Source organism: Bariatricus sp. HCP28S3_D3 (assembly GCF_052065755.1).
Classification (GTDB): domain Bacteria; phylum Bacillota; class Clostridia; order Lachnospirales; family Lachnospiraceae; genus Allocoprococcus.
On sequence record NZ_JBQHTK010000096.1, the window covers coordinates 1 to 780 of the forward strand.

Here is a 780-nt window from a genome sequence, read left to right on the forward strand (position 1 = left end):
AAGGAAATCAACAACTCCGGTGCAGGAATATTGAGTTCCATCACGCAGCTGGATTTTAATCAGATCTCCCGTTCGCCCATCATAACAGACAAGAGGATGATATCCGTTGCTTTGATAGTGGAAGTTGAAGGCTCTGCCTTCCTGCTTTCCATAAGCATTAAGAAGAGTTGAATCCAGATCGAGAATAACAGCCTCCGGCATTTGTATGCTGTAGATTTTCTGTCTCAGCATTCTGCCTATAACAAGGAACTGATTCAATGTATCTTGATCCATACGATTAAAAAATCTTGAAACGGTTGGCTGTGAAGCCAGTGCATCTTTTTCAAGGACTGCTTTGAACACCGGATCATTGGTAAGTTCGTCTGAAGCATCATCTTCAAAGTAACCTGCAATGATCAAATATATCATCTGAAGAAGGTTTTCCTTATCAGTGTGATATCGAAATAATGCAGAATCGTTGGTTTTAAATGAATGACAGAGAAGTCTGTCAATGCCAAGTTTGCTTACGAACTCTTTGATGAGAAGTAAGCCAGCATCAGAGGATAAATCGCCTCCATCAAAATTAATTTTAATCTGTCTATTGCTTTTCAGAGATAAGGTGTTTAAAATATTCATAAAGGGCTCCTTTGTACGTTTTGTTAAGACTTTGAACACCTTAATTTTACCACAAATGGATGCTCTTTTTTCATTCACTTAATAAGTGAAATGCAATATTCAGTTAAAATGCTGTAACTATGTGGCTTTCAGCCACTTTCACGGCATCGCCGTGAATAATCTAGG

General features: G+C 38.3%; 1 protein-coding gene. It reads right to left on the reverse strand.

The window, feature by feature from the left end; all coding sequences use genetic code 11:
- The coding region (locus tag ACTNB3_RS17865) for a transposase (protein WP_441027307.1) at positions 1 to 615 on the reverse strand (615 nt) is incomplete at its 3' end.
- Positions 616 to 780 lie beyond the last annotated feature (165 nt).